Source organism: Hymenobacter humi (genome assembly GCF_042665855.1).
Classification (GTDB): Bacteria; Bacteroidota; Bacteroidia; order Cytophagales; family Hymenobacteraceae; genus Hymenobacter; species Hymenobacter humi.
In genome coordinates this window covers 168353-193409 of the sequence record NZ_JBHTEK010000001.1, presented here as the reverse complement: position 1 = coordinate 193409, position 25057 = coordinate 168353, and the positions used below count along the sequence as shown (strand labels likewise).

Here is a 25057-nt window from a genome sequence, read left to right as displayed (position 1 = left end):
TTTGGCGGGCAAAGGCGGGATGCGAAGCGCCACTGCGCAAACGGCAGCGAATCGTAGTGTGGCGGTTTCGGTCAAATGTCCGACGTTTGTATAATGATGCCTCAGAACTGTCGGGCGCACCCACGTCCGGCAGCTTCTGTTTCCTTCTTCTTTATATGAATCAAACTTCCCCCTCCACCCCCGCCTACGTTTATTTCGACAACGCCGCCACCACGCCCCTCGACCCCGAGGTGCTCGATGCCATGCTGCCCTTTCTGAGCCAGCACTACGGCAACCCGAGCAGCCTGCACGGGCCCGGCCGGCAGGTGCGGGCCGCCATCGAAAACGCCCGCAAAACGGTAGCACACCTTATAAATGCCGCGCCGGCCGAAATCAGCTTCACCAGTGGCGGCACCGAGGCCGATAACTACGCCACCTTCGGCAGCATCCGCACCTTTGGCCTGAAGCACGCCATCACGTCGCCGCTCGAGCACCACGCCGTGCTGCACCCACTGCAGGCCCTGGCCAAGCAAGGCGAAATTGAGCTGCACTACGTGAAGCACGACGCCCAGGGCACGTTGGACCTGGGCCATCTGGAGGAGCTGCTGGCCACCCAGTCGCGCACCTTCGTGAGCCTGATGCACGCCAACAACGAAATTGGCAACCTGAACGACATCGAGGAAATCGGGACGATTTGTGCCCGGTACGACGCCATCTTCCACACCGATACGGTGCAGACCATGGGCCACTACCGGCACGACGTGCAGCAGCTCAAAAACCATTTTCTGGTGGGCTCGGCCCACAAGTTTCACGGGCCCAAGGGCGTGGGTTTTCTCTACACCCGCAGCGGCGTGCAGGTGAGCCCGCTCATTCACGGGGGCTCGCAGGAACGGAACGTGCGCGCCGGCACCGAGAACGTGTACGGCATTGTGGGGCTGGCCAAGGCACTGGAAATTGCGCTTCGAGATGTGGCCGCGCATCAGGCTTACGTTCAAGGGCTTAAGACCCGCTTTATTGAGAAGCTGCGCGCCGAAATCGAAGACGTGCAGTTCAACGGCTGCTCGGCGGTGGCCGATAAAAGCCTGTACACAGTGCTCAGCGTAAGTTTGCCGCCCTCGGCCATCAACGAAATGCTGCTGTTTAACCTCGACATCAGCAAGGTAGCGGCTTCGGGCGGCTCGGCGTGTACCAGCGGCGCGCAAGCCGGCTCACACGTGCTCGAAGCCTTGGGCTGCGACCCCGAACGGGCTACCGTGCGCTTCTCCATGAGCAAGATGAACACCGCCGCCGAAGTTGATTACGCCGTGGCTCAACTCGCCAAGCTGTACCGGCCCGTGGCAGTATAAGGCGCCGCGCAAGCGATTATTTGGGTGAATTGTAGATGGCTGAGCAAGGCGCAGTGCGCTGGGCGTAAAGGCGTCTGAGCATCAGCCCGGCAGCCGTGAATAGGGAAGGGCTGGGCGGCAACAGCGGCGGCTGCTTCGGCTTGATTAGAAGACTTGTTGGCTCAACCTCGGCCTAACGCATTCCTGGCGTTTGCCGTAAGCCTGGGCAAGTTTCACTATCCTCTATTCACTCATGGACCAATACCAATCTTCTTCTGCCACAACGGCTGGCACCGGCAATTCTTTAAGCAATCAAGCCCAACGGTGGTTTTCGCAGGGCAACATGTCTCAGATGCTGGGGCAACTGCCTACTTCACTAAAAAAGTTGGGAATCAAACCGTAAGCGGTTTCAATAAGCTGAGCACGACCCAGAAGGTGTTGGGTGGCGCTTTGCTCGTGCTGGGCGCGGGCTACCTCACGCGGCGTGGCAAAAATGGCCGGGCCAAAGCCGGCACGCTCAACGAGCCTGCTGTACTTCGTGAACGACCGGATTGAAGGCTACAAGCGGGCCGTGGAGGAAAGCAAGGACCCGCAGCTGCGCAGCTATTACCAGCGCCTGGTGACGCAAAGCCAGCAATTCGCCAACCAGGCTCAACGCCTACCTCAGCCAGGAAGGCGGCAGCCGCCAGACCAGCACCACCGCCAAAGGCAAGCTGTACCGCGCGTGGATGGACGCCAAAGCCGCCATCACCGGCCGCGACGAAAACGCCATTCTCGACTCCAACATCTACGGCGAAGAGTGGGCCCTGAAAGCCTACGAAGACGCCCTCCACGAAAACACGCTCACGGGCGTTATCCGCCACACCGTGGAGCGGCAGTACGCGCAATCGCAGAAAACCTACAACGAGCTCAAAAACTTGAAAAATAAGCAATAGAGCGGCCATTGCTCCTTAAGCCCCGTCGGACGTGCCCATTGTCAAAGGTCACATTCGACGGGGCTTTTGCGTGCCCGGTACCTGCTGGTTGAGCTGAAGTAGAAAACGCCAGCGAGGGCCTGGGCCGCTTGACCGCCCCTTTCATAAATTGAGAAAATTGAATGCTTATATCCGTGGCGCATGACTACTTTTCGCGCTGTTTCGTAAGACGGGGCAACAACTTATTTCTGCATGGCTGATATCAATATTCAACGCAAAAAATCCGCGCCGAGTCCGTGGATTCTGGTGTTGCTGGCGGCGCTGGCGCTGGCAGTAGCGGCCTATTTCTTCCTGCGCACCGACCCCGCCGATGAGCCAGCGACGGCTCCTCCCGTGGGCATGGAAGCCGCGCCGGCCGATACCGTGGCCCCCGGCAGCCCAACGGAGGACGCCCGTGCCACCCCGCCCGCGCCCGCCGCCGATGACCTGAGCAATGCCACCGCCGAATCATTGGCCGCCCAGGCCGCCAGCGACCCCGCCGCCCCCAACTATGCCCTGAACGGCCTGCAAAAGCTCTCCGGAATCCTGGTGGCGCTGGCAGACCGCGACGACCTGCGCGTGCCCACCATTCTGGAGCAGCGCGACAACCTGACCAGTGCCACCAACCGGCTGGGCGAACCCAACGCCAGTCTGCGCCCCGGGTTTGTTGCCGCGGCGGCCCTGATTCAGGCTATGCAGCAAAAGGCGTACCCCGCGCTGGAAGGCACGGTGAACGAGCTGGTCAGCCTCGCAGGCCAGATGTCGGGCCGCAGTGCCACGGCGGCCGACCAACAACAGAACAAGCAATTCCTGACCCTGGCCGCCGACGCTGTGCGCGTGCTGAGCGAGCCGGCTCAATAACTCAATTTCAACAAGCCATGGAAGCTCCGTTGCTGCGCCGCCTGCGCGACCTGACCGATTTTGAAGTGGCCGATGGCAACCCCGACGTGCGCGGCTGGACCGTGCGCGGCAACGACGGCCACGCCCTGGGCGTGGTGCACGAGCTGATAGTGGAGCCCGAGGCCCTCAAGGTGCGCTACCTCGACGTGGAGCTCGATGCCCGGTTCAAGCGTAGCAAGCACGAAACCCACATCCTGTTGCCCATCGGCGTGGCCTCGCTGGACACCGATGGCGACAATGTGTTCGTGCCCGCGCTCAACGCCGAATCGGTGCAGGCGTACCCACCCTACAGCGAAGTCCAGATTACCCGCGACTACGAAGAAGCCATGCTTCGGGCCCTGGGCATTGGGCCGGCCGTGGATGACAACCAGTTCTACGAGCGCGACTCGTACGATGCCGGCGCGTTTTACCGGCGGCGTATCTAGGAGGCTATATGGCCCAGCATTAGCTCCGCCGAATCATGGCGGTTACGGCATCTACCCATAGCGGCTCCGAGTTCAGCGAAGGCACCAGCCGCCAGTGCTCGCCGCCGACTTCTTCAAACAGCTCCTTGAACTCCTCGCCGACTTCGATGGTGGTTTCCAGGCAGTCAGCCACGAAGGCCGGGCTGAAGGCCAGCACGTTTTTGATGCCTTTAGCGGGCAGGTCCTTCAGGGCAAAGTCGGTATAGGGTTTGAGCCACGGGTCGCGGCCCAGGCGGCTCTGGAACGACACCGTATACTGCTCGGGCGTGATGCCCAGCCCCGCCGCCACCAAGCGCGAGGTCTCGAAGCACTGGGCGCGGTAGCAGTAGCGGTTTTTGTCGTTCAGGGTGTCGCAGCAGCTCCCGAACTGGCAGTAGTTGTGGAAGCTGCCCTTGGTGATGTGCCGCTCCGGAATGCCGTGGTAGCTGAATACAATGTGGTCGTACTGGTGCTTGGCCATCTCGCGCTTGCCCAGCTCCACAATGGTGCCGATGAAGCCCGGGTCGTCGGAAAAAGCGCTGATGAAGCTGATGCTGGGCACAATCCACCACTTGCCCACAATCTCCATTACCTTTTCCTGCACCGAGCCCGTGCTGGCCGACGCATACTGCGGAAATAGCGGCAGCACAATAATGCGCTCCACGGCCGCTTCGCGCAGCTCTTCCAGGGCCTTCGCGATGCTGGGGTTTTGGTAGCGCATGCCAAAGGCCACCACATATTCCGGCCCAAGCTCGGCCTGCACCTTTTTCTGCAAATCGAGTCCGTGATACAGCAGGGGAGAGCCCCGTTCGGTCCAGAGCTGCTGGTAGATTTTAGCCGATTTGGGCGCCCGCAGCGGGATGACGATGCCCTGAAACAACGGGTAATGTACGACGGCCGGCAGGTTGTCAATCACCCGCACATCGGTGAGGAACTCATTGAGGTAGCGGCGCACATCTGGCGTTTTGGGCGAGTCGGGCGTGCCGAGGTTGACGAGCAGTACGCCGATGCGGCGGGAGGGAGTAGCAGGAGCAGAGGAATTCATTAATACAAAGGTCAGAAGCAAGCCGCACACTGCGGGGGCCAGCGAGGAGATTTACTGCGTTCGGCCCAGAGCGCGTGAGGCAAACAGCCGGGCACGACCTTGGGTTTGCCCGTTGGGAGCGCAAACGGCGCTGGGGTGATTTCTGCCTGCGGGAATGCGCTGGCACCGGATTCAGCTGGGGCAACAACTACTTCAGTAGCAGGCTAATTCCGGGGCATCGTAGCTATTGCCCTTCAAAATTCGTACCTTTGCGCCCCTGATTATCAAACCCATCCATCGTGAACCCCGAAACTAAACCCCACCGCGCCGGCTTCGTGAGCATCATCGGCAAGCCCAACGTGGGCAAGTCCACGCTCATGAACGCGCTGGTGGGCGAGCGGCTCAGCATCGTCACCAGCAAGGCCCAAACCACCCGCCACCGCATCCTGGGAATTCTCAACGGCGAAGATTTTCAACTGATTTACTCCGACACGCCGGGCATCATTCAGCCCAAGTACGAGCTGCACAACGCCATGATGTCGTTTGTGTACTCGTCGCTGGAAGACGCCGACGTGGTGCTGTTCGTGACCGACATTTACGAGAAGCACGACGAAGAGCCCGTGGTGGAGCGCCTGCGCAAAATGGTGGACACGCCCATCATTCTCCTGGTCAACAAAATTGACCAGGCCGACCAGGCGGAAGTAGAAGCCAAGCTGGCCTACTGGAAGGAGCAACTGCCCAATGCCGCCGAGGTGCTGCCCATCTCGGCGCTCAATGCCTTCGGCACCGAAGGCGTGCTGCGCCTGGTGCTCGAGCGCCTGCCCATCCACCCCGAGTACTACCCCAAAGACGAGCTGACCGACAAGCCGGAGCGCTTCTTCGCTGCCGAAATGGTGCGCGAGAAAATCTTCAAGCTCTACAAAAAGGAGATTCCTTACAGCTGCGAGGTCGTTATTGAGGAGTTTAAGGAGGAGGAAACTATTATCCGTATTCGCGGCATTATATACGTAGAGCGGAGTAGCCAGAAAGGCATCATCATCGGCGCGGGCGGCGAGGCGCTGAAGAAAGTAGGCACCTGGGCGCGCGAGGAGATGGAGAAGTTCTTCCAGAAAAAGTGTTCCTGGAGCTCCACGTCAAAGTCAACGAAAACTGGCGCACCGACCCCAAGGCCTTGAGCCGCTTCGGGTACCAATAGCGTAGCGCGGACTCTGAGAGTCCGCGCCTGTTCCGCATCAACCGCAAACCATGCGCGGACTCTCAGAGTCCACGCTACATCATTTCCGACCATCTTTTTATTTAAATAACCCCGGGCACTGCCGAATCTAGGTCGGGTCGGCGGCTGGGGCCAAATAACATGTCAACGCAAAACACTATCGCCATCGTGGGGCGGCCCAACGTGGGCAAATCCACGCTATTCAACCGCCTCGTAGGCCAGCGCAAGGCCATCATGGACAACGAGAGCGGCGTAACCCGCGACCGCCACTACGGCTACGGCGACTGGATTGGGAAGAACTTCACCGTGATTGACACGGGCGGTTACGTTCACAATTCGGAAGATATTTTCGAAGGCGAAATCAACAAGCAGGTGAAGCTGGCCATCGAGGAGGCCGACGTCGTCCTGTTCATGGTAGACGCCGATGCCGGCGTGCACGGCCTCGACGAGGAGTTTGCGCACGTGCTGCGCCGCTACATCGGCAAAAAGCCGATTTACCTGGTAGCCAACAAGGCCGACACCAACCTGCGCGCCAACGGCGTGGGGGAGTTCTACTCGCTCGGCCTGGGCGACGGTGAAATCTACGCCATCAGCAGCGCCAACGGCCACGGCACCGGCGAATTGCTCGACGCCGTGGTGAGCCATTTCGACGAGCCCGGCGTGGAAGAGCCGGAGTCGGACATCCCGCGCATTGCTGTGGTGGGCCGCCCCAACGTGGGCAAGTCCAGCCTCGTGAACCTGCTGCTGGGCGAAGACCGCAGCATCGTGACCGACATTGCTGGCACCACCCGCGACTCGATTTCGGCCCGCTACAATGCCTTTGGCAATGAGTTCATTCTGGTCGACACAGCCGGTTTGCGCCGCAAGGCCAAGGTGAGTGAAGACGTGGAGTTCTACGCCAACATGCGCAGCCTGCGCGCCCTGGAAGAGTGCGACGTCTGCATCGTGATGCTCGACGCCAGCCGCGGCATCGAAGCCCAGGACGTGAACATCATCTCGCTGGCCGACAAGAACCGCAAGGGCATCGTGATTCTGGTGAACAAGTGGGACCTGGTGGAGAACAAGGAGACGAACACGGCCAAAGATTTCGAGGCGAAAATCCTGGAAAAGATTGCGCCGATTTCGTACATCCCCGTCATCTTCATCTCGGTGCTGAACAAGCAGCGCGTGCACAAGGCCATCGAAACGGCCATCGAAGTGTACCACAACAAGCGCCGCAAAATCCCGACTTCACAGCTCAACGACGTGATGCTGAAGGAGATTGAGAAGTACGGACCGCCGGCACTGAAGGGCAAGATGATTCGCATCAAGTATGCGACGCAGCTGCCCACGCACAACCCCGTGTTTGCCTTCTTCTGCAACCTGCCGCAGTACGTGCAGGCCAACTACACGCGCTACCTTGAAAACCGGATGCGCGAGCATTTCGACTTTACGGGGGTTCCCATCGGCATCGTGTTCCGCAAGAAGTAACGCAGGGAGCAGCTTATAATTTCTTGAAAAATCTTGCTGAGGGTGGGTTACCTTCTTTAAGGACGGGTATAAAGCCCTGAATTTGAAAGTTTGCTTTAGGTAAGCTCTCGAGTCTTGATTGAATTTCAACCCACATTTAAACCAACCCCAAGATGAAAAAGGTATTGTTCCTCGCCCTCGCCGCTGCTTCGTTCTCTTTCACCGCTTGCGAAAGCAAGAAAGAAGAGGCTGTTGAGCAGCAGGCTGAAAATGTAGAAGCTCAAGGCGAAGCCAAAGCTGATGCCATGGAGAACGCTGCTGACTCGGTACGTGAGAACGCCGATGCTAAGGCCGACAAAATGGAAGACAACGCCGACAAAATGGCTCCTGCTACCGAGACTCCTTCGGAAGAAGTTAAGAAGTAATTCTTAGCCTTACGGCACAAAAAAGCCCCACCGCTTGCGGTGGGGCTTTTTTATGTCCTTTAAAGGGTGGTTTCCGGCGCGCCCAGCCGGCGGTTGAGCAGGCCGTCGACCACTTCGAAGAGGCGGCGCGGCTCGTATGTGCGCCAAGGCAAGTCGTCGAGCCTGGCCCCCGAAGTTCACGTAATTGTCGACGTTGTACTGGCGCATTTCGCGCTGCACGTGTTCCTGGAAATTCACGCCCGCAATCCAGCCCTCTTCCACGTCCTCAAACCATTCTTCGTAATAGTCGTCGTCGGAGCCGTGGAAGTTGAACACGTTTTCGCCCACCAGAATAAACTTGCGGATGCCTTCGTGCACCAGCACGTCCACAATGTTGCGCTTGAGCTCCATGATGTCGTTCTCGATGGCGTCGTTCCACTCGCCTATGAACTCCAGAATGGCAATGCCGTCCTCGTAGTCGGCAAATAGAATCTTGAAGAACAGCGTATCGGAGCCCAGGCTATCCCACTGCGGGTGAATGTAGTAGCCGTAAATGGTATTGGTGTAGGCTTCGAGGCTGTTCTCGGCCTCGAACAGCGGCGAGCGCGGGTCTTCGGAGGCAGAGTACTGGTCTATCCAGTTGTAGTGGGGCTCGATGGTGTGCATAAGCAGGCAGAAGGCGTTTGAGTAGAACGCACCTCGGCGCGCTCGGTTTCCAGCTCAACTTAAATTGGGCTGGGTTCTTTCTAACGCCAAATGGGCTGCAGCGCGTTCCTGCCCGGGGTTAGCGGGCCATGAGGGCGGCGCGCACGCTGCCGTGCAGCTTGAGGAGCTGCGCGGCTTCGGCCTCCTCAATGCCGAGCTCTTCCATCAGCATGCGCTCGCCGCGCTCGATGAGCTTCACGTTCGAGAGCTTCATGTCCACCATCTTGTTGCCGCGCACAAAGCCCAGGCGAACAAAGGTGGCGGTGGTCAGCATGTTGAGCACCAGTTTCTGCGCCGTGCCGGCCTTGAGGCGGGTGCTGCCGGTAATAAACTCCGGCCCGGTCACCACTTCCACCGGAAACTCGGCCGCGGCCGCTACCGCCGAGCCGTCGTTGCACACCACGCAGCCAGTGGCCACGCCAGCCGCCCGGGCCTTTTAAGCCCGCCCACCACGTAGGGCGTGCGACCCGAAGCCGCAATGCCCACCAGCACGTCTTTGGCGTTGATGTCGTGAGCTTGCAAGTCTTTCCACGCCTGGTTGGCGTCGTCCTCGGCGCCTTCCACCGCCACCCGGATGGCCGAGTCGCCGCCGGCCATGATGCCCACTACCAGTTCCGGCGGCACGCCAAAAGTGGGCGGGCACTCGGATGCATCGACCACACCCAGCCGCCCGCTAGTGCCGGCTCCGATGTAAAACAGCCGTCCGCCGTCCTTAAGCCGAGCCACGATGGTTTCGACCAGCCGCTCGACTTGGGGCAGTGCCTTGGCCACGGCCAGGGGCACGGTTTGGTCGAGCCTGGTTCATGCCGGCCAGAATTTCGGCGGTCGACAGGGTTTCGAGGTCGTTATATTCGGAGGGAGATTCGGTGGTCATGCAAGCAGAATTAGGTGAGCAAACCTATGACGGGGAAATTATCGAATACGTTGGCCGTGTGGGGCGCGTCTTTTTCTAGTTCGGCGGTCAGGTCCTGGCCAGCCCAGTGTTCATAGTGGTTGCCGCGGCGCCACAGGCGCGAGCGGCTCACGTCGTAAATATTGCCCCGGTACGCCACCCAGATTTCGTCGCGGTCCTGGCCGTTGCGCAGAGCCGCCTGGTTTTTGGTGTACGTTTTCAGTTGCTCGTTGCTGGTTTCTGGGTTGTAAGGCATCGAGCAGTTATTTCAAACGAGCAACAAGAAACGAGCAACGATTAACAAGAAACCAGCAACTACCCTAACAAGGCTTGCAGCCGAATCCAGCGCTGGGGCAGGTCGCCCTGGGAGGCATTCATGTAGTCTTCGTAGGTGCAGGGCACCACGCGCTTCACGGCGTTGTCGCCCAGGCGTTCCACTTCCATCCACCACTTGTCGGCGCGGCGCGATTTGTAGAACACCAGCTTGTCGGGGTTGCCGGGCAGCACCACGGTGTAGGTGAGGAAGCGGAAGGTGCCGAAGCCGGTTTCGGGGCGGCGGTGGTAGAAACCTTCCACAAAGTACCAGAGCATGGTGGCCACGGTGGCAGCGGCCATGCCGTGCGGGTCCTGGTCGGCGCGGTAGCCGTAGAGGCCAAAGGAACTGAGCTGCTCGTTGTGCCCGGCGTACCAGCACAGCTGGGTGGCTTCTTCGTTGCCCAGGCCAAACGGATTGGCCGGGTAGTAGCCCGGGGCGTCCTGCCAGCGTAGGGCGGCAATGTCCACGCTCATGAACTCGGCCTGCCGAATGAGTGGCTCCGCCAGGCGGCGGTCGGCCCGCACCTCGCCCACGCTCATGGTTTCAAAATGCAGCTTCTCGAGCGCCACCAGCACTTCGGGCGGCGTGAGGTACTGCTGGTGGGCCAGGTGGGCCAGGCTGAACACAAAGTTGGGCTCGTGCACCAGCAGGCGGCGCAGGTGGCTGTCTTCGGGCGGAGTGCCGGGGCCAGGCTCGGCCATGTCGGGGCGGGCGTCTACCACCGCAAAGCTGATGGCGCGGTCCTGGCTTTCGTAGGCCAGAAACTGGCCGTAGTCGAGGTCGTGGCTGCCGCCCAGCAGCACGGGCACGGTGTTTTCTTCGAGCAAAGCCCCAATGATTTCGCGCAGGCGCTGGTAGGTGTCTTCCAGGGTGAGGCCGGGGCGCAGGTTGCCCAGGTCCACAAACCGGACGGTGCCGGTGCCTTTCTGCAATTGGTAGAAGCGCTGGCGCACTTCATTGGCCCCGTGCCGCTGGGCGTCGGGTGGGCCGGCGGCGCTGCCTCGCCACTCGTCCAGCCCAATAAGGGCGAGGTCGGCGTTGCGCCAGTCGGGGAAGGTTTCGGTGAAGCGGGTGGCGTAGGCAGCTAGCGTGGTGGGCGCGGGCACAGCGGCGGTCAGCGTTTCCGGCAACGGGTCAAAAAACAGGGCCAGGTTCATTGGGGGCGGAAAGGCAAGTGCCCAAAATTACGCAGGAAAAGCCCGCACATACGGTTTTTTTGGGCGTTTTGCTGGTTGTTATGGTTTTTGTCGGTAACCCCGTCGCCACGCCTGAGTGGCCCCGGTGTGGGATGGCCCGAAAAAAGCTCTTTATTTAAGCTGAATTTCACCCTCAGCATTACCGAAACCCACCCATGGACGTTCGTCGCACATTCGATATCCTGCCCCATCAACTGGCCAGCTTCCCCAAAAAGGATGCCTTGGCTGCCAAAATTGATGGCCAGTGGGTACCCACGAGTACCCAGCAGGTGCAGGACGAAGCCAACCTCGTGAGCCTGGGCCTGGTGGCCCTGGGGCTGAAACGCGGCGATAAAGTGGCCATCATTTCCATGAACCGCCCGGAGTGGATGCTGACCGACTTTGGCATTGCCCAGATTGGTGCCGTGAGCGTGCCCATGTACCCGAGCATCACGGTGGAGGACTACAAGTACATCTTCGCCGATGCCGGCGTGCGCGCCGTGTTTGTGGCGGATAGCGCGCTGTTGGATAAAGTAAAGCAGGCCACGGTTGGGCTGGATATTCCGGCCGAAAACATCTTCACCTACAATCATGTGCCCGGCACCCGGCATTTCAGCGAACTGCTGAACCTGGGCAAAAAGGGCAACGTGGCCGACCTGGAGCCGCTCAAAGCAGCCGTAGAACCCGACGACCTGCTCACGCTCATTTACACCAGCGGCACCACCGGCAGCCCCAAAGGCGTGATGCTCACCCACGACAACATCCTGAGCAACTGCCGGGGCTCGCAGCGCTTTGTGCCCGTGAATAAAAACGACCGGGCGCTGAGCTTCCTGCCGCTGTGCCACATTTTCGAGCGCATGGTGACGTATCTGTACATGATAAACGGCGTGAGCATCTACTACGCCGAGAACATGGACGTCATTGCCGACAACCTGCGGGAAGTGAAGCCGCAGATTTTTACGACGGTGCCGCGCCTACTCGAGAAAGTGTATGATAAAATCGTGGCCAAGGGCCACGAGCCTGGAAGGCGTGAAGAAGAAGCTATTTTTCTGGGCCCTGGACCTGGGCTTGAAGTACGACACCCAGAAAGACCAGGGCATCCTGTATAATGCTCAGCTTGCGCTGGCCAACAAGCTTATCTTCAACAAGTGGCGCGAGGCGCTGGGTGGCAACCTGCGCTGCATCGTGTCGGGTGGCGGGGCCCTGCAGCCGCGCCTGGCCCGGGTGTTCTGGGCCGCGGGCATCCGTGTGATGGAAGGCTACGGCCTGACGGAAACGTCGCCCGTGATTGCTGTGGGCGGCTTCGAGCCGGAAAACAACATGATTGGCACCGTGGGCCCGGTGATTGACAACGTGCAGGTGAAAATTGCGCCGGACGGTGAGATTCTGACCAAATCGCCCTCCGTAATGAAGGGCTACTACAACAAGCCTGAGCTCACAGCCCATGAGTTTGACAAAGAAGGCTGGTTCCACACCGGCGACATTGGCGAGATGGTAAATGGCAAGTTCCTGAAAATCACTGACCGCAAGAAGGAGATGTTCAAGACCTCGGGCGGCAAGTACATTGCCCCGCAGGTCATCGAAGGCAAGCTCAAGGAAGACCCGCTTATTGAGCAGGCCATGGTAGTGGGCGCCGACCAGAAGTTTCCGTCCGTGCTGATTATTCCGTCTTTCGCCGACCTGCGGGGCTGGTGCAAGCGCAACGGCGTGCCCGACGCCTCCAACGAAGAGCTCATCAAGAATGAGAAGATACAGGAACTGTACGACGGCTTGGTGAAGAAGTACAACCAAAGCTTCGCGCAATGGGAGCAGGTGAAGCGCTTTGTGCTTCTGCCCCAGCTCTGGACCGTGGAAAGCAGCGAAATGACCCCCACCATGAAAGTGAAGCGCAAAGTCATTACCGAAAACAACAAAGACATTATCGAAAGCCTGTACCGCCAAACCGAGAAACGGTAAGCTTTAAAACGAATAAGAAGCAGGAGCTTTGGGGTCAGAGAAATAGGGTTATACCTTTATGGCAAACTCTCATTTCTTTTCTTATTTAAATGAAACGCTCTCTACTCTTCTTGTCTGCCATCTGTATGGGGGTAGTACTTGATGGCTGCAAAGGCAAAGACGGTGACCCTGGGCCTGCGGCTTCAGCCGTTACAGGTAACATCAATGGATTCGTTAATGCTGTTGATCAAAATGGTACAGCACTAAACAAAAGCGGCATAACCGTTAGCCTTGAGGGTGCAAATACGGCCATTACGACAAGTACAAACGCAGATGGAAAATATGAATTTCCTAATGTAAAGGCAGGGACGTACAACCTGAGTTACACCAGAACTGGTCTTGCGCCTTTCCGTCGCTTTGGGGTAGGACATGTAGGTGGCGACCAACCCACTTATTTGGGAACATTGACGCAGTCCCAAGTTTCGACATTGACAGTGCCCTCATTACAAGCATTCAGCTCACCTAGCACATCGTCCGTCACATTCGACCTCAATGTGTCCAGTCCCGCCCCAACTACTACGTTTAGGTATGCGATGTTTGCAAGTGCTACTCCTAACGTTTCGCCAACCAGTGCGACGCTAGTCTTCACTGGAAGTGCTTTTGTGACGAGTCCTACCACCTTTTATTCGTTTAGTACCAGCGTTGCGCGTACTACCCTAACGAATGCGGGATTTGCATCAGGTTCTACCGTGTACATGGCTGCTTTTGGCTCGTCGGCATTCCTTGCCTCTTATTCAGACCCTGCTACCGGTAAGTTCGTTTATCCATCGATAAATCCCGCAGCTTCTCCTGTTGTTTCTATTGTAATGCCCTAACGCGTAGGTCCTGAATATTCAACACAAAAAACGGCTGGCAACTCCAGCCGTTTTTTTGTGGTATATAGTATGCAAGCCTAACAAATTATTCGTAAGTTTACCGCACTTACAGCCCCGATATGAAACCCGAAGAAACCGTCGATTATAACATAAAAGTGGCCTGGCACGCCATCTCGCGGATGTATAACACCCAGGCGGCGCAAAACGACATCACGACGAGCATTGGCTTCGTGTTGCTGAACATCGACCAGGAGAAGGGCACGCCGGCCACCAAAATCGCCCCGCTGCTGGGCCTCGAAACCCGCAGCCTCACGCGCATTCTGCGGAGTATGGAGGAAAAGGGGCTGATTTACAAGCAAGCCGATGCGGTGGACAAACGCTCGGTGCGCATTTTTCTGACCCCGCTGGGGCTGGAGAAAAAGGAAGTGTCGCGGCAGACCGTGCGCCACTTTAATCTGAAAATCAGGAGAAAATTCCGCAGAGCCAGCTCGACACTTTTTTCAAAGTAGCAGCCCAAATCACCAGCATGATTGAGGGCAAGGGGCTGTTCGAAAGATTTGAGCTCAAGCCCTTGCGGCACGAAACCTCGGCATAGGGCGCGGCGCCCAGCGCGCTGGGCATGTGCCTCTTTTAGTTACCAAAAACCCACCATCGTTCACTGAAACGCGAAGCACGGCTTCGCGCTACCGCTTATGAATCGAACCATCAAGAAAGTTGCCGTGCTGGGCTCCGGCGTCATGGGCTCGCGCATTGCCTGCCACTTCGCCAACATCGGCGTGCAGGTGCTGCTGCTCGACATCGCGCCCAAGGAGTTGCTGCCCGACGAAGAGAAAAAGGCCTGGCGCTGGATGCGCCGGCGGTGAAAAACCGTCTGGTAAACACCGCCCTGCAAGCGGCCATTGCCTCGAACCCGTCGCCACTCTACCGCAAGGCCGACGCCAGCCGCATCAAAACCGGCAACTTCGACGACAACCTCAAGGACATTGCCGGCTGCGACTGGACGATTGAAGTGGTGGTTGAGCGGCTTGATATCAAAAAGAGCCTGTTTGAGCGCGTGGAGCAGTTCCGCAAGCCCGGCACGCTCATCACCAGCAACACCAGCGGCATCCCGATTAATTTGATGACGGAGGGCCGCTCCGACGATTTCAAGAAGCACTTCTGCGGCACGCACTTCTTCAACCCGCCGCGTTACCTGAAGCTGCTCGAAATTATCCCGACGCCGGATACCGATAAGTCGGTGGTTGATTTCCTGCTGCACTACGGCGACCTGTATCTGGGCAAAACCACGGTGCTGGCCAAGGACACCCCGGCCTTCATCGCCAACCGCGTGGGCGTGTTCGCCATCATGGACGTGCTGCGCATCATGCAGGAGCTGGGTTTGACGGTGGAGGAAGTGGACAAGCTCACCGGCCCGGTGATTGGCCACGCCAAGTCGGCCACCTTCCGCACTTCCGACGTGGTGGGCCTCGATACGCTGATGAACGTGGCCAACGGCCTGGCCCAGGGCTTGCCCAACGACGAGGCCAAAGCTGTATTCCAGCTGCCCGACTTCCTCAAGAAAATGGGCGAGAACAAGTGGCTAGGCGACAAAACCGGCCAGGGATTCTACAAGAAAGTAAAAGGCGAAGGCGGCAAGTCGGAAATCCTGGCGCTGGACCTGAACACCCTGGAGTACAAGCCCGGCAGCAAGGTGAAATTTGCCACGCTGGAGCTGACCAAAACCATGGATGCCCTGGCGCCGCGCTTCGCAATGCTGGTGAGCGGCAAGGACAAAGCCGGCGAGTTCTACCGCAAGAGCTTCGGCAGCCTGTTTGCCTATGTGACGAACCGCGTCCCCGAAATCACCGACGCGCTCTACAAAATTGACGATGCCCTCCGCGCCGGCTTCGGCTGGGAAATGGGCCCGTTTGAGACCTGGGATGCGCTGGGCGTGCAGAAGGGAATTGAGCTGATGCAGGCCGAAGGCAAGCAGCCCGCCGCCTGGGTGACGGAGATGCTGGCCGCCGGCCATACGACCTTCTACAAGGTGAACGCCGCCGGCAGCAAGGAGTACTACGACGCCGAAAGCAAGAGCTACCAGCCCATTCGCGGCGTGGAGAACTTCATCATCCTCGACAACCTGCGCACCACCGGCAAGGTGCTGTGGAAGAACGCCGGGGCTTCGGTTATTGACCTGGGCGACGGCATCCTGAACGTGGAGTTCCACTCCAAGATGAACTCGCTGGGCCAGGACGTTATCCAGGGCGTGCTGAAGGGCGTGGAAATGGCCGAAGCCGGCTACCGCGGCCTAGTAATTGGCAACGACGGCGCGCAGTTCTCCGCCGGCGCCAATCTGGGTTTAGTGTACATGCAAGCCGTTGAGCAGGAGTTCGACGAGTTGAACATGATGATTGCGCAGTTCCAGAACGCCATGATGCGGATGCGGTACAGCTCAATTCCGGTGGTGGGTGCCCCGCACGGCCTCGCGCTGGGCGGCGGCTGCGAAATCAACCTGCACTGCGACCGCGTGGTAGCAGCTGCCGAAACCTACATGGGCCTCGTGGAATTCGGCGTTGGGCTGATTCCGGCCGGCGGCACCAAGGAAATGACCTTGCGCACTGCCGCCAAGTACGAGGAAGGCGAGCCCGAGCTCAACCTGATTCGTAATACCTATATGACCATCAGCACGGCCAAGGTTTCGACCTCCGCCGCCGAAGCCTTCGACCTGGGCTTTATGCGCCGGGGCGACGAAATCGTGGTGAACAGCAACCGCGTGATTGCCGCTGCCAAAGCCGCCGCGCTAGACCTGGCCGATGCCGGCTACACCCAGCCTACGCCCAAAACCAACATCAAGGTGCACGGCAAGGGCGCGCTGGCCATGTTCAAGACCGGCGTTTACGCCATGCAGCAGGGCAACTACATCTCGACCCACGACCAGCTAATTGCCGATAAACTGGCCTACGTGATGTGCGGCGGCGACCTCTCGTCGCCCACTGAGGTGAGCGAGCAGTACCTGCTCGACCTCGAGCGCGAAGCCTTCCTGAGCCTCTGCGGCGAGCGCAAGACGCTGGAGCGCATTCAGAGCATTCTGACCACCGGCAAGCCGCTGCGCAACTAACTCAATTTGTCATGCTGACGAAGGAAGCATCTTATCACGGCGGCCTTTGTTAGTCTTTATAACCTCAGCGGCGCGGGCGTGATAAGGTCCTTCGCTGCACTCAGGATGACAATTTAAAATACCATGTCTAACACTGCATATATCGTAGCCGGCTACCGCACGGCGGTGGGCAAAGCGACCCGCGGCGGCTTCCGCTTCACCCGGCCCGACGACCTCGCGGCCACCGTTATCAAGCATTTGGTGGCCCAGGTACCTGCCCTGGACCCTACGCGCATCGACGACGTGCTGGTGGGCAATGCCGTGCCCGAAGCTGAGCAAGGCCTCCAAATGGGCCGCCTGATTTCACTGCTGGCGCTGCCCATCAACGTACCCGGCCTCATCGTGAACCGCTACTGCGGCTCGGGGTGGAAACCATTGCCATGGCCGTCGGCAAAATCACGGCTGGCATGGCTGACTGCATCATCGCGGGCGGCACCGAGAGCATGAGCATGGTGCCCACCGTGGGCTGGAAAACCGTGCCAAACTACAACCTGGCCACCAAGCACCCCGATTACTACATGGGCATGGGCCTCACGGCCGAAGCCGTGGCCAACGACTACAAAATCAGCCGCCAGGACCAGGACGAATTCTCTTACAACTCGCACCAAAAGGCCATCAAAGCCATCGAGGGCGGCAAGTTCAAGAAGCAGATTGTGCCCGTGACCGTGGAGGAAACTTACGTGGACCAGGCCACCGGCAAGAAGAAAACCCGCTCCTTCGTGGTGGATACCGACGAAGGCCCGCGCGCCGACACCTCCGTGGAAGCCCTGGCCAAACTGCGCCCCGTGTTTGCGGCCAACGGCACTGTCACGGCCGGCAACTCGTCCCAGACTTCGGACGGCGCGGCCTTCGTGCTCGTGATGTCCGAGCGCATGGTGAAGGAACTGAACCTGGAGCCCATTGCCCGCATGGTGAACTACGCCTCCGAAGGCGTCGACCCGCGCATCATGGGTATGGGCCCCATCAAAGCCGTGCCGAAAGTACTGAAGCAAGCCGGTCTCAAACTCGAAGACATGGACCTGATTGAGCTGAACGAAGCCTTCGCTTCGCAGAGCATCGCGGTAGTGCGCGAGCTGGGCATCGACCCCGAGAAGCTGAACGTGAACGGCGGCGCCATTGCCCTGGGCCATCCGTTGGGCTGCTCGGGCGCCAAGCTCAGCATCCAGCTATTTGATGAGTTGCGCGAGCGTGGCAAGAAGTACGGCATGGTCACGGCCTGTGTGGGCGGCGGCCAGGGCGTGGCGGGCATCTACGAGCTGCTCAAGTAATACAAAGGCATAGGCGGCCACCGGATATTCTAAGAACCAGCCGCTGCCTCAAACTGTTATCAATCAACGCAGAAAACCCCATTCATCCGGGGTTTTCTTTCCCCTAAATAGTAGGCGTGCCTAACAAATCTGCCTCAATTTTCTTAACTTTACTACCCCACCTTCAACCTAGCCCAACGTCATGGAAGTAACGCAGAATGCGGCCCTCAAGGGCGGCGAATTCATCATCAAGCCCACCAATGCGCAGGACGTTTTCACCCCGGCCGATTTTACCGAGGAGCAGAACTACATGTACCAGACCTGTCTGGACTTCCTGGCGGCCGAGGTGCACCCCATTCTCGAGCGCATCGACAATCATGAGGAAGGGCTCATGCGCAGCCTCATGGAGAAAGCCGGCCGCCTGGGCCTGTTTGGCGTGAGCGTGCCCGAGCAGTTTGGTGGGCTGGACATGGACTTCCCGACGTCGCTGCGCGTGACTGAGGGCGTGGGCGGTGGCCACTCGTTCCCGGTAGCCTTCGCGGCCCACACGGGCATCGCCTTGCTGCCCATTCTGTACTTCGGCAACGACGAGCAGAAAGCCAAATACCTCCCCGGCCTGACCAACGGTGAGCTGATGGGCGCCTACTGCCTCACCGAGCCCGGCTCCGGTTCGGACGCGCTGAGCGCTAAGACCAAGGCCGTGCTCAACGCCGAAGGCACGCACTACGTGCTCAACGGCCAGAAAATGTGGATTACCAACGCCGGCTTTGCCGACGTCTTCATCGTATTTGCGCAGGTTGACGGCGACAAGTTCACGGGCTTCATCGTGGAGAAGAACACGCCCGGCCTGAGCCTCGGCAACGAGGAGCACAAGATGGGCATCCGCGGCAGCAGCACGCGCCAGGTGTTCTTTTCCGATGCGCTGGTGCCCAAGGAGAACGTGCTGGGCGAGATTGGCAAAGGCCACCTCATCGCCTTCAACGTGCTCAACATCGGCCGCATCAAGCTGGCTGCGGCCTGCCTGGGCGGTGCCAAAGCGGCCGCTACGCAGAGCGTGAAATACGCCAACGAGCGGGTGCAGTTCAAGCTGCCCATCTCGAAGTTTGGCGCCATCCGCTTCAAGATTGCGCAGCAGGCCATCCGCCTCTACGCCGTTGAATCAGCCATTTACCGTGCTGGTTCCGACATCTACCGCATGGAGCAGCAGCTCATGGCTGAAGGCAAAAGCGCTAACGAAGCCCTGCTGGGCGCCGCTCGCGAGTTTGCCGTGGAGTGCGCCATCCTGAAAGTAGAGGGCTCGGAAGTGCTCGACTATGTGGTAGACGAAGGCGTACAGATTTATGGTGGCTATGGCTTCTCGGCCGACTACCCCATGGACCGCGCCTACCGCGACTCGCGCATCAACCGCATCTTCGAAGGCACCAACGAAATCAACCGTCTGCTGGCCGTGGACATGATTTTGAAGAAGGGCCTGAAAGGCGAAATTGACCTGATGGGCCCGGCCATGGCCGTGCAGCAGGAGCTGCTGAGCATCCCCAGCCTGAGCCAGGAAGAGGAGACCGGCCTGTTCAGCAAGGAGTTCAAGACCATTGCCAACCTCAAGAAAGCCATCCTGATGGTGGCCGGTACGGCCGTGCAGAAGTACGCCGCCACGCTCGCCAAAGAGCAGGAACTGCTGATGAACATCGCCGACATGGCCATCAAGGTGTACACCGCCGAGAGCGTGTTGCTGCGCGTGGAGAAAGAAGCTGCCGCGAAGGGCGCCGAAGCTATGTCGGTGCAAGCCGACATGGCCCGCGTGTACCTCACCGACACCATCGATACCCTGGAGAAAGCCGGCAAAGACGCCATCGGCAGCATGACCGAGGGCGACGAGCAGCGCCTGCTCACGATGGGCCTGAAACGCTTCACCAAAGCCGAGCTGCTGAACGTGCGCGACGCCCGTCGCCGCATCGCCGCCGTGGTGATTGAAGCCAACGAATACGCTTTCTAGACCACGGATTAGCTCGGATTTAACCGGATTTCACGGATTTTGTGGATGACGAAAAAGAGCCGCTCCAGGTTGGGGCGGCCCTTTTTGTTGGCTCAACTTTACTGCTTATCGGCCTCGGCCATTCGGCCTACCCAGGTGCCTCGGCTTCCCATGGCGCTATTTTACCACAATCTTCTCCAACTGCAGGGCGGCCGATTTCTTGTTGGGCCGGCTCACGCCGATGATGGTCTTCTCGTTGAGCCAGGCCGTGAAGTCTTTCACGTAGGCCCTGCTGGTCGTCGGCCACGTTCAGCTTCAGGCGCTCGGGCTGGCTCACTACGCCGGTTTGGGCATTCACGCGGCGCAGGTAGAGGTCCGATTTCTTGTTGATGTTTTCCAGCGTAACCAGCTGCACAGTATTGCCAAATACAGCCGCCCGGAAACCGATGCCGGTGTAGGCATCTACCGCCGGGGCTTTCTGGGCTTTGGCCACGATGCTGTGCCACGTGGGCTGCCCGTACTCGTTGTAGCCGAATACATGCAGCTCGCGGGCGTGCACCGGCGAGCCTCGCCGCCTTCCTCGTAGTGCTTTTCGGCTACCACCACCAGCCTGCTTTTCCGGCGTCAGCAGCAGCTCATCCAGGTACACGTCCTGCAGGCGTTTCACCTCCGCGCCGCTGGCCTTGCTCACCTCGGCAAGGTAGGCCGGAGTGAAGCGGACTTCCGGCGAGAATTTCATGTCGCCAGTCCCACTGAAGTCGTACTTCACCACCTTTAGGCTGTAGTACTCGCCGCTTTGGTACTCGGCGCACAGGGCCGCCGCATACAGGCTGCCGTCGTTCAATACCTTAAACTTGGCATCGCGAATGGTAACCGCTTTGCCGCCAAATGTGCCGCCTACGGGCACGCCCAGAACTTTGATTTCGGTGGATTTGTCGGCTGGGTAGCGGCGCACGGTCAGCTTCGTCATACGGTCGCTCACCATGGTCACGTACTGCGTGCCGTCGTTGGCCACGTGCACCGCCGGCGAGAAAAAGTTGCCCAGGGCCCGGAAGTCGTAGTTTTTCTGCTGCAGCTTGGTCAGGCTTTGGTCAAACAGCGTGGCCGCGATGCTTTTCACCTGCTGCTCGTGGGTGAAGTAGCGGAACGCCAGCAGGCGTGTGCCATCGGGCGAGATGGAAACGCCCGGCCGGCGGTCCCGTGCCGGAGCACTCATCACCACTTTCGCTTCGCCCTTCTGGCCGTTTTGCAGGTTTACGGGCACCACGCTCAGGTTCTGGCTGCCCGCATCCTTATGGTGCAGCACCACCAGGGCCTGCTGGGGGCCGCGCCCGAAGGCCTCGAGCGTTTCGCCCGGGCCTACGGGAATGGTGGTACTCCACTGCTTTTTGAGGTCAGCATCGTAGCGCTCCACGGCATAGCCGCCCGCGCTTTGGTGGGCCAGAATGACGAAGCTCGTGCCATCGGCCAAAGGCAGGGTTTTCTGCGGCACCCGCATGTCGTACCGGTCTGGGCCTTGCTCGGGCAAGTAGCTAAAGGGAGCAGACTTTACTTTCTGAGCCATTGCTGAACCAGCATGAGTCACGAAGGCCCAGCTCAATAACCCAACCAGTAGTGCGCGATTCGACATAAGGTTCTAGTGTATTTGAAATATTAAATTAACAGGTTCGGGCCGCCATCCATGCCCAAAAGTATCGATTAACAAACGGTGCCGCCCACACCCGACCCCGCGCTTAACCTAAACAATAGGCTCTTCGAATAAAAAAGTATTTTAACCATAACACTTCCTCAACACATTACGTAGAGGGACACCGCTAACTTTGTATTAAGCAGTAAGGCCACTTTAGCTCCTCTTTTGGAGTACTTGAATATCCCTGATTCGACGCGCTAGCCTTCTGTTTAGTCGCGTGTTTTCACCAGTTCACCCCGTTTCTCTCTGCCAGCCCTTCATCCTCGTCTACCTTTGCCCAAGCGTTACGTTATAGATATCATGAAATCACTTCTCAAATTTACCCTTTTATCTGCCCTCATAATTAGTGGTAAACTTGCAAAACAGAATGCTGCTCCCGCTGTAGCTCAATCCGTTGAAACCACAAGCGTACCCGATACCTCTTTGGTATTTGAACATCAAGTGATACCGGCAGAACCCGCAAAGTCCTCCCAGGATAAAGCTCAGCTGCAACCAAGCACTCCTGACCTTTTAGCCAACTTGTTCTAAGCAAAGAATATCGACTTTTTTATTAAAGTCTTTTTTGCCTTAACTGTATCCGTTAGCAAGCGCCTTATTAGCTAATCCTACTCCAGTTTACCGCCGTTGCAGGCAGGCTCTCGATGTGCCGCCGGATGTTGCCGTTTTCGGGGCGCTCCAGGTTGGGGTCATCGGTGAGCAGGGCCTGGGCCGCGGCCCGGCTTTCGGTTAGGATGCGGCCATCTTTGGCCAGGTCGGCAATCAGGAGGTCGAGCACCCCACTTTGCTGGGTGCCCATGAGGTCGCCGGGACCCCGCAGCTTCAGGTCGATGTCGGCAATCTCAAAGCCGTTGTTGGTCCGCACCATCGTTTCGAGGCGCGTGCGGGCGTCCTTGCTCAATTTGAAGCCTGTCATCAGGATGCAGTAGCTCTGGTCGGCGCCCCGGCCCACGCGCCCGCGCAACTGGTGCAGCTGCGAAAGCCCAAACCGCTCGGCCGATTCTATCACCATGACGGAGGCGTTGGGCACGTTCACGCCCACTTCTATCACGGTGGTAGCCACCATAATCTGGGTTTCCTTGTTGATGAAGCGCTGCATCTCGAAGTCCTTCTCTTCGGCCTTCATGCGCCCGTGCACGATGCTGATTTGGAACTCCGGAAAGGCCCGCGACACGCTTTCGTAGCCGTCGGTCAGGTCTTTGTAGTCCATCGTTTCCGATTCCTCGATCAGCGGGTACACGATGTACACCTGCCGCCCCAGCTTCACCTGGTCGCGGATGAACTCAAACACTTTCAAGCGGTTGGCATCGTAGCGGTGCACGGTCACGATGGGCTTGCGGCCAGCCGGCAGCTCGTCAATCACACTCACGTCGAGGTCGCCGTACAGCGTCATGGCGAGCGTGCGCGGAATGGGCGTGGCCGTCATCACCAGCACGTGCGGGATGATGTGCGGGTTTTTCTGCCACAGCTTGGAGCGCTGCGCTACGCCAAAGCGGTGCTGCTCGTCCATAATCGTCAGGCCCAGGTTGCGGAACTGTACCACGTCTTCGAGCAGGGCGTGGGTGCCCACCAGCATGTGCATGGTGCCGTTGCGCAGCGCCTCGTGCAGCACGCGCCGCTCGGCGGTACGCGTGCTGCCTGTGAGCTTGCCGATGCTGATGCCCAGGGCGTCGGCGTACACCTTCAGGCCGGTGTAGTGCTGGTCGGCCAGGATTTCGGTGGGCGCCATGATGCAGCTCTGCGCGCCGTTGTCGGCGGCCATGAGCATGGATATAAAGGCCACAATGGTTTTGCCCGAACCTACGTCCCCTTGTAGCAGCCGATTCATCTGCTGACCGGCGCAGAAGTCCTTGTAGATGTCGTGGATAACCCGTTTCTGGGCCCCGGTCAAGTCAAATGTCAGGTGATTTTTGTAGAAGTCCACCAGCGTCGGCACCTGGTTGAATATCTGCCCGGCCAGGGTCACCTTGCGCTGGTCGCGCTGGCGCAGCAGCTTGAGCTGTACGTAGAACAGCTCCTCAAACTTGAGCCGGAATTTGGCCGCCGCCAGCAGCTCGGGGCTCTGCGGAAAGTGAATCTGCTGCAAGGCCTGCGGCTTGCTCATCAGCCCGTACTGCTCAATGAGCGCCGGCGAGAGTGACTCCACTACGTGCGACTGCGCCAGCTTGAGCAGCTCGGCCACCATCCTCATGATGGCTTTGCTGTCGATTCGATGGTAGTTCTTAAGCTTTTCGGAGGTGTTGTACACCGGCTGCAGAAAGCTCTGCCCAGGCTTGGCTTCGGTCACTTCCTCCAGCTCCGGGTGGGCCATCTGGGGCCGCCCGTTGAACATGGTCGGCTTGCCGAAAACGATGTACTCCTGGTTGTTCTTGGTGTACTGCTGCACCCACTTCACACCCTTGAACCACACCAGGCCAACTCGCCGGTGCCATCGCCTACCTTGGCCACCATGCGCTGCTTGGGGCCTTCGCCTATTATTTCCTTGCCCCGCAGCATGCCCTTCACCTGCACATAAGGCAGGTCGTCGTGCAGGTCGGCCACGTTGTACACCTGCGTCCGGTCCAGGTACCGGAAGGGGTAGCGCTGAATCAGGTCGCCGTACGTGAACAAGCCCAGGCTCTTTGCCCAGCAATTGGGACCGCTGGGTGCTGCCCACCGTGCGCAGAAACTCAAGCCGGGTGTTGAAGAAATTACTCATTTATTAGCTGTTAGCTCTCAGCTATTAGCTTTTAGCTGTGATGTAGGAACGAAAGGCCAATAGCTAGCAGCTAATAGCTAACAGCTTAATTTTTATATTTAAGGGTGTTAAGCATCCGCACCATGTCTTCCTTCACGTACTCAATCACCGGGGCCAGAGAGTCGTTGGCCGTAGCGGTCCGGAAGTACAGGGCGCCGCGAAGGAAGTGCTTGGTGCTGTCGGTGGTATAAAACTGGAACTGGCTGGGCACCTCGCCCTGCAGCTCAAACACCGAGGCCCGGATGCCGCTCGGGGTTTTCAGAATACGCTCGTCGATGGCCGTGGCCTTGATTTCGTGCTTGCCGGTGAGCTTGCGCGCGTCCTCCATCATCTTGTTGTAGAGGCGCCGGTCGCGCTGCACGTCCATGTAGGTTATCTGCACGTTGGCGTTCAGCTTGGGGTAGTACACGTTGAGCCAGTGGGGCTGGGCCATGTAGGAAGAGTCCCGCTTTATGACGGCTTCCTTGGAGTACTCGAACGAGTAGGGGTGGTTGCCGGGCAGCAACTGGTAGCGGTGCGGGGGCAGGTCGATGCGGTTGTAGCCCTTGGGCTTGGGCGTAAAGTCCGGCGTCGACGTGCAGCCCGCCAGCAACGCCAGCGCCGCAACCATCAACGGAAGGTTTTTCAGGATTGATACCACGTAATTTCAGCTAATATGGAAGCACTGCCGCCACCGGCCGCGCCTCAGCC

At 58.9% G+C, this 25057-nt stretch carries 16 protein-coding genes and 7 pseudogenes; 15 read left to right on the top strand and 8 right to left on the bottom strand.

What is annotated here, in order from left to right:
• The first annotated feature begins 155 nt into the window (after positions 1 to 155).
• The 4 genes and pseudogenes from ACFQT0_RS01075 (at position 156) to ACFQT0_RS01060 (ending at position 3582) form a co-directional block, all read left to right on the top strand.
• Complete coding sequence (locus ACFQT0_RS01075; protein WP_380199657.1) at positions 156 to 1325, top strand: cysteine desulfurase family protein; 1170 nt, start codon at positions 156 to 158, stop codon at positions 1323 to 1325.
• Positions 1326 to 1948: 623 nt separating this feature from the next.
• Positions 1949 to 2239 (top strand): annotated as a pseudogene (locus tag ACFQT0_RS01070) (PA2169 family four-helix-bundle protein); the annotation flags it as partial.
• A gap of 231 nt (positions 2240 to 2470) precedes the next feature.
• Positions 2471 to 3118, top strand: coding sequence for a hypothetical protein (locus ACFQT0_RS01065; RefSeq protein WP_380199655.1), 648 nt, complete (start codon positions 2471 to 2473; stop codon positions 3116 to 3118).
• Positions 3119 to 3135: 17 nt separating this feature from the next.
• Entirely contained in the window at positions 3136 to 3582 is a 447-nt protein-coding gene (locus ACFQT0_RS01060) for a PRC-barrel domain-containing protein (protein WP_380199653.1), read from the top strand.
• Positions 3583 to 3601: 19 nt separating this feature from the next.
• Here the strand turns inward: ACFQT0_RS01060 and hemH are convergent, their stop codons facing one another.
• A complete protein-coding gene (hemH, locus tag ACFQT0_RS01055) occupies positions 3602 to 4645 on the bottom strand; it encodes a ferrochelatase (protein WP_380199651.1) in 1044 nt (347 codons plus the stop codon).
• Between the two features lie 275 nt (positions 4646 to 4920).
• Between hemH and era the strand changes: the two are divergent.
• From era to ACFQT0_RS01040, 3 genes and pseudogenes are all read left to right on the top strand, one after another.
• A pseudogene (gene era, locus ACFQT0_RS01050) lies at positions 4921 to 5819 on the top strand (GTPase Era).
• A 159-nt stretch (positions 5820 to 5978) separates the two neighbouring features.
• A complete protein-coding gene (gene der, locus ACFQT0_RS01045) occupies positions 5979 to 7307 on the top strand; it encodes a ribosome biogenesis GTPase Der (protein ID WP_068189275.1) in 1329 nt (442 codons plus the stop codon).
• 152 nt (positions 7308 to 7459) lie between these two features.
• Complete coding sequence (locus ACFQT0_RS01040) at positions 7460 to 7711, top strand: hypothetical protein (protein WP_380199649.1); 252 nt, start codon at positions 7460 to 7462, stop codon at positions 7709 to 7711.
• A gap of 9 nt (positions 7712 to 7720) precedes the next feature.
• On the opposite strand, the gene ACFQT0_RS01035 is transcribed toward ACFQT0_RS01040, so the two are convergent.
• The 4 genes and pseudogenes from ACFQT0_RS01035 to ACFQT0_RS01020 form a co-directional block, all read right to left on the bottom strand.
• Positions 7721 to 8356, bottom strand: a complete 636-nt coding sequence (locus ACFQT0_RS01035; protein ID WP_380199647.1) for a hypothetical protein — start codon at positions 8354 to 8356, stop codon at positions 7721 to 7723.
• A 118-nt stretch (positions 8357 to 8474) separates the two neighbouring features.
• Positions 8475 to 9269, bottom strand: a pseudogene (murQ, locus tag ACFQT0_RS01030) (N-acetylmuramic acid 6-phosphate etherase).
• A 10-nt stretch (positions 9270 to 9279) separates the two neighbouring features.
• Entirely contained in the window at positions 9280 to 9543 is a 264-nt protein-coding gene (locus tag ACFQT0_RS01025) for a cytochrome b5 domain-containing protein (RefSeq protein ID WP_380199645.1), read from the bottom strand.
• Positions 9544 to 9602: 59 nt separating this feature from the next.
• Positions 9603 to 10760, bottom strand: a complete 1158-nt coding sequence (locus tag ACFQT0_RS01020) for an arginase family protein (protein WP_380199643.1) — start codon at positions 10758 to 10760, stop codon at positions 9603 to 9605.
• Between the two features lie 194 nt (positions 10761 to 10954).
• Here ACFQT0_RS01020 and ACFQT0_RS01015 point away from each other — a divergent pair, with 194 nt between their 5' ends.
• The 7 genes and pseudogenes from ACFQT0_RS01015 to ACFQT0_RS00985 all read left to right on the top strand — a co-directional run bounded on the left by ACFQT0_RS01015 (position 10955) and on the right by ACFQT0_RS00985 (position 19964).
• The gene (locus tag ACFQT0_RS01015) at positions 10955 to 11887 is read left to right on the top strand and encodes an AMP-binding protein (RefSeq protein ID WP_380199641.1); all 933 of its coding nucleotides are present in this window, start codon (positions 10955 to 10957) and stop codon (positions 11885 to 11887) included.
• The gene (locus ACFQT0_RS01010; RefSeq protein WP_380199640.1) at positions 11769 to 12734 is read left to right on the top strand and encodes an AMP-dependent synthetase/ligase; all 966 of its coding nucleotides are present in this window, start codon (positions 11769 to 11771) and stop codon (positions 12732 to 12734) included. Before ACFQT0_RS01015 ends, ACFQT0_RS01010 begins: the two co-directional genes overlap by 119 nt.
• Positions 12735 to 12823: 89 nt before the next feature.
• Entirely contained in the window at positions 12824 to 13588 is a 765-nt protein-coding gene (locus ACFQT0_RS01005) for a carboxypeptidase-like regulatory domain-containing protein (protein ID WP_380199638.1), read from the top strand.
• 119 nt (positions 13589 to 13707) lie between these two features.
• Positions 13708 to 14183 (top strand): annotated as a pseudogene (locus ACFQT0_RS01000) (MarR family winged helix-turn-helix transcriptional regulator).
• Positions 14184 to 14280: 97 nt separating this feature from the next.
• Positions 14281 to 16685, top strand: a pseudogene (locus tag ACFQT0_RS00995) (3-hydroxyacyl-CoA dehydrogenase NAD-binding domain-containing protein).
• Between the two features lie 123 nt (positions 16686 to 16808).
• Positions 16809 to 17992: pseudogene (locus tag ACFQT0_RS00990) on the top strand (acetyl-CoA C-acyltransferase).
• A 181-nt stretch (positions 17993 to 18173) separates the two neighbouring features.
• Positions 18174 to 19964, top strand: coding sequence for an acyl-CoA dehydrogenase family protein (locus tag ACFQT0_RS00985; RefSeq protein WP_380199636.1), 1791 nt, complete (start codon positions 18174 to 18176; stop codon positions 19962 to 19964).
• Positions 19965 to 20091: 127 nt separating this feature from the next.
• Here the strand turns inward: ACFQT0_RS00985 and ACFQT0_RS00980 are convergent, their stop codons facing one another.
• A complete protein-coding gene (locus ACFQT0_RS00980; RefSeq protein WP_380199634.1) occupies positions 20092 to 21471 on the bottom strand; it encodes a hypothetical protein in 1380 nt (459 codons plus the stop codon).
• A gap of 462 nt (positions 21472 to 21933) precedes the next feature.
• Here ACFQT0_RS00980 and ACFQT0_RS00975 point away from each other — a divergent pair, with 462 nt between their 5' ends.
• The gene (locus ACFQT0_RS00975; protein ID WP_380199632.1) at positions 21934 to 22161 is read left to right on the top strand and encodes a hypothetical protein; all 228 of its coding nucleotides are present in this window, start codon (positions 21934 to 21936) and stop codon (positions 22159 to 22161) included.
• A gap of 67 nt (positions 22162 to 22228) precedes the next feature.
• Here ACFQT0_RS00975 and recG read toward each other — a convergent pair.
• Both recG and gldD read right to left on the bottom strand, forming a co-directional pair.
• Positions 22229 to 24328, bottom strand: a pseudogene (gene recG / locus ACFQT0_RS00970) (ATP-dependent DNA helicase RecG).
• Between the two features lie 85 nt (positions 24329 to 24413).
• Positions 24414 to 24977, bottom strand: coding sequence for a gliding motility lipoprotein GldD (gene gldD, locus ACFQT0_RS00965; RefSeq protein ID WP_380199630.1), 564 nt, complete (start codon positions 24975 to 24977; stop codon positions 24414 to 24416).
• Positions 24978 to 25057: the final 80 nt, after the last annotated feature.

Coding starts and splice junctions, on each gene's coding strand:
- ACFQT0_RS01075 (WP_380199657.1), top strand. CDS start 156: ATGAATCAAACTTCCCCCTCCACCCCCGCCTACGTTTATTTCGACAAC.
- ACFQT0_RS01065 (WP_380199655.1), top strand. CDS start 2,471: ATGGCTGATATCAATATTCAACGCAAAAAATCCGCGCCGAGTCCGTGG.
- ACFQT0_RS01060 (WP_380199653.1), top strand. CDS start 3,136: ATGGAAGCTCCGTTGCTGCGCCGCCTGCGCGACCTGACCGATTTTGAA.
- ACFQT0_RS01035 (WP_380199647.1), bottom strand. CDS start 8,356: ATGCACACCATCGAGCCCCACTACAACTGGATAGACCAGTACTCTGCC.
- ACFQT0_RS01040 (WP_380199649.1), top strand. CDS start 7,460: ATGAAAAAGGTATTGTTCCTCGCCCTCGCCGCTGCTTCGTTCTCTTTC.
- ACFQT0_RS01020 (WP_380199643.1), bottom strand. CDS start 10,760: ATGAACCTGGCCCTGTTTTTTGACCCGTTGCCGGAAACGCTGACCGCC.
- ACFQT0_RS01005 (WP_380199638.1), top strand. CDS start 12,824: ATGAAACGCTCTCTACTCTTCTTGTCTGCCATCTGTATGGGGGTAGTA.
- der (WP_068189275.1), top strand. CDS start 5,979: ATGTCAACGCAAAACACTATCGCCATCGTGGGGCGGCCCAACGTGGGC.
- gldD (WP_380199630.1), bottom strand. CDS start 24,977: ATGGTTGCGGCGCTGGCGTTGCTGGCGGGCTGCACGTCGACGCCGGAC.
- ACFQT0_RS01025 (WP_380199645.1), bottom strand. CDS start 9,543: ATGCCTTACAACCCAGAAACCAGCAACGAGCAACTGAAAACGTACACC.
- ACFQT0_RS00975 (WP_380199632.1), top strand. CDS start 21,934: ATGAAATCACTTCTCAAATTTACCCTTTTATCTGCCCTCATAATTAGT.
- ACFQT0_RS00985 (WP_380199636.1), top strand. CDS start 18,174: ATGGAAGTAACGCAGAATGCGGCCCTCAAGGGCGGCGAATTCATCATC.
- ACFQT0_RS01015 (WP_380199641.1), top strand. CDS start 10,955: ATGGACGTTCGTCGCACATTCGATATCCTGCCCCATCAACTGGCCAGC.
- hemH (WP_380199651.1), bottom strand. CDS start 4,645: ATGAATTCCTCTGCTCCTGCTACTCCCTCCCGCCGCATCGGCGTACTG.
- ACFQT0_RS01010 (WP_380199640.1), top strand. CDS start 11,769: ATGATAAAATCGTGGCCAAGGGCCACGAGCCTGGAAGGCGTGAAGAAG.